Source organism: Janthinobacterium sp. Ant5-2-1 (assembly GCF_001445815.1).
GTDB classification, from domain to species: Bacteria; Pseudomonadota; Gammaproteobacteria; order Burkholderiales; family Burkholderiaceae_D; genus Janthinobacterium; species Janthinobacterium lividum_E.
Genome location: NZ_LNCE01000160.1, coordinates 1 through 3,371, shown reverse-complemented (window position 1 = coordinate 3,371; position 3,371 = coordinate 1). Strand labels below are relative to the sequence as shown.

The 3,371-nt window shown below is 46.7% G+C and carries 1 protein-coding gene and 1 pseudogene; both read left to right on the top strand.

Translation table 11 applies throughout. From position 1 onward, the window contains the following. The first annotated feature begins 518 nt into the window (after positions 1-518). Entirely contained in the window at positions 519-1,013 is a 495-nt protein-coding gene (locus tag ASN89_RS28455; RefSeq protein WP_082654777.1) for a hypothetical protein, read from the top strand. A 417-nt stretch (positions 1,014-1,430) separates the two neighbouring features. Next, a pseudogene (locus ASN89_RS28450) lies at positions 1,431-2,598 on the top strand (IS3 family transposase). Positions 2,599-3,371: the final 773 nt, after the last annotated feature.

Genomic DNA, 3,371 nt, shown 5'->3' with positions numbered 1-3,371 from the left:
TTATAACTATTAATAGTTGCCGCTTAATGTTTTTTAGAAACTCTTCGTTATCACGTAAGTTCTGCTGTGTGTTTTTTTATAAAAATCTAACCCAAATAAATAAATTTTTAAGTAATAATTTCAACAATTATGTACATAACCTCAGTATAGGTTGCTTTTTGAAAATATGTGGCTGATTGATAATTGTTTTCATTTTGCGTTTTTTAGTGCAACTTATTGACGCTTAATTGCTTCAATTTTTCACTCAAAATGCTGCTTAACCAGATGTAGAACGTTCAGCGTATAGCCTCTCTGAAATAGGCGTTACTCGTCGCCCCTGAGGCTCAATCGCCTGAATACACTCCTTTGTTGTCTAAGTTCGCGGACCGTGCGGCGGTGATCGGTAGTCATTTCTTTACTTTTACACCATTATTGGCCATAAAAATTATCAACTAATAATAATTTTATTTTATTTTTTAATCATTCTGTTAAGATGTTCGAGGAGTAGGCGCGTTTGGGCACCATAAAAAAGGAAGATAATGAAGATAGTAATGCTATTTATTGTAATTTTTATAATTACTGGATGTGCTTCTGTTGCGGGGGAACGTATGCAGCCAATCACTGTTAAGACTGTATATGAGACCGAAGAGGTGGCAGGGGTGGGATGTACGCTCACCAACAATACGGGATCGTGGTTTCTAACTACGCCCGCGAGTATATCTGTGCATAAAAGTACAGGAGATTTAGCAATCGATTGTAAAAAAGAAATTTATGTTGGAAATCAAACTCTTATATCAAAATCGAATGGTGCGGTCTGGGGTAACATTTTAATTGGTGGAGGAATCGGTTATATTATAGATCGAAATACTGGAGCTGGCTTCGACTATCCTACGACAATAACTGTAATGTTGCGCAAGCTTACTGAAACCAAAAATTTAGGAACTTTAAATGTGTTAGGTCGAGAAGACATTATACTGCAGTCAAAAACAGTAAGCAGTAAATGGAAAATGGAAAATGGAAATAAAGTAATTTAACTAATATAACTCATCAACTTGAAGTATACATTCTGGTTCGTGTCCACTGTTATATGTAGCTATGTGCCGTGAGTGATATGGTACAAGTCGCGCCAAACCGTCAAGGTGCATGGGTACCCCCATAAGATCGGACCGCTCCATGCAATACCCGGCCGTCACCTGGATTTCCTTCATACCGTGGATGGTTACGCAAACAGCTCCGGGTTCTCTAGCATCAACATGCGCAGGTCTTGGTTGAATCCCTGTTCCATTTAAGACGTGGTGTGTCTCGATTGCGGAGCCTGGTCGCCATCTAGCTCAAGCTAGGCGAATTCAAGGCCGACAACATTGGCGAGATTGAGCCCTACCTGCGTTGTAGTGGTTTAACGTACCCAGACACTGATTTAGGCGAGAGTGCTCGCCATAAAGAGGTGTTTGATGAGCATGCAAAGAAGTACGTTTTCCCCTGAGTTCAAACAGCAGGCGGCATGCCTGGTACTGGATGAAGGATATAGCCATAAGGAGGTAAGCCGGTAGGTCGGCATCAGTGAATCAGTGCTGCCGCGTTGGGTGCAGCAGCTTCAGTTGGAGCGGCAAGGCATCACCCTACAGAGTAAAGCAATGACGCCGGATCAGCAGCAAATGCAGGAACTCAAAGCACGCATTGAGCGTCTCGAGCGGGAGAAGTCCATTTTAAAAAAGGCTACCGGGCTCTTGATGTCAGAAGGGATCGAACGTACGAGGTAATCGATCAGATTTGTGATGACGAATCAATCAAGTGGATCTGCGCTGTGTTCGACGTAGCGCGGTCATGCCTGTATGCGCATCGGGAGCGCGTCCGGCACATTGATGTTGAGCGCATGGCATTGCGTAGCCCCGTGCACGAGCTGGTCGTCGAGAGTCGCAGTTCGGCGGGAAGCCGCAGCATCATGGGCATAATGCGTGAGGAAGGCACGGCAATTGGCCGCTTCAAAGTCAGTCGTTTGATGGAAGAGTTGGGGCTGGTCTGCAAATAGTCTGGCAGCCATGCCTATAAGCAGGCTACGGTGGAGCGGGTCGATATTCCGAACCACCTCAATCGTGCATTCACAGTTGAGGCGCCAAATCAGGTCTGGTGCGGGGACATCACCTATGTCTGGGCGCAAGGCCGATGGTATTAGTTGGCAGTGGTGTTGGATTTGTTCACTCGCCGAGCGGTGGGCTAGGCATTCTCGCTACGACCCGACGCCGACCTTGTTGTGCCGGCGCTGGAAATGGCTTACGAGCAGCGCGGCCGACCGCAGGGGCTGCTATTTCATTCCGATCAAGGTAGCCAGTACGCCAGTCGAAAATTCCGTCAGCGCAGTGGCGCTATCAGATACGACAAAGTATGAGCCGTCGGGAAAATTGTTGGGATAAATCCCCGATGGAACGGCTATTCCGTAGCGTTAAAACGGAATGGGTGCCGTCAACCGGTTACGTGACAGCACAAGAAGCACAACGGGACATCAGCCACTACCACTACCTGATGCACCGGTATAACTCGATACGGCTACATCAGTTCAACCAGGGACTGACACCGGCCGTCTCCGAAAAAAAACTTAACGTAGTGTCCGGGATGGGTTGACCACTACATAGAGTGTGCGACCCCCGATTGAATTCGCAGTCGAAAGCGGTCCTTCATTGAAGGCCCCGTTGCCTTGGCGCCCGTTTTTTTCCGAATCCTGTGGTCTTCCCTTCGATAAGCCGGCGAGCAAGCACTGCCACAGCCCCGTCCCGTGAATGATGTCGAGACTGCCGCTGCCAGTCACGTCCTCTAGCAAAGTACCTCCGACAAATGCGCTGGGCCGTCGAAAAGCGCTATGCCTGCGGTGCGCGTCTGTTCCTGGATCTAATGCAGGCGCGAACGGCGGTTGGTTGCGAAAGATGGCTGCATCGAATCAGCGAATGGCTGGCGACGCTGCAGGTAATGTTCTCCATGAAGTGGCGCCATCGAGCGACGAAGCCACGATATCGCGCCCTGCAGGGGCACGAACTACGCCCTCCCCGACCTCGCCGTGAATGCGATCAAACCTCAATCCGGCTATTTCCCCTAAAGATTTTTTTTGCGCTTAAAACTCAGCCAAAGTAATAAGAATAGATCACTCAGTTTTGATTTTGCATAATACATTCACCTGGGGCAAGCTTCAGGCGGGCGTAACCCAGTAACGCAAATTTGCCTCACCTGTTACAGTTCATCAACAGAAGATGCAAACAAATATCAACTGTGTATTTTTTAAACGACGGGTTTTGTACAATGGTAACAGTATATATAAAAGCAATAAAAATATTTTAACAGCAATAAATTTTTTATTTACTATTGAAATTATTTTTTGATATTAATCTTCATTTATAAGATGT

Bases quoted from the DNA above. Each gene is read 5' to 3' on its own strand.
- ASN89_RS28455 (WP_082654777.1), top strand. From the start codon at position 519: ATGAAGATAGTAATGCTATTTATTGTAATTTTTATAATTACTGGATGT.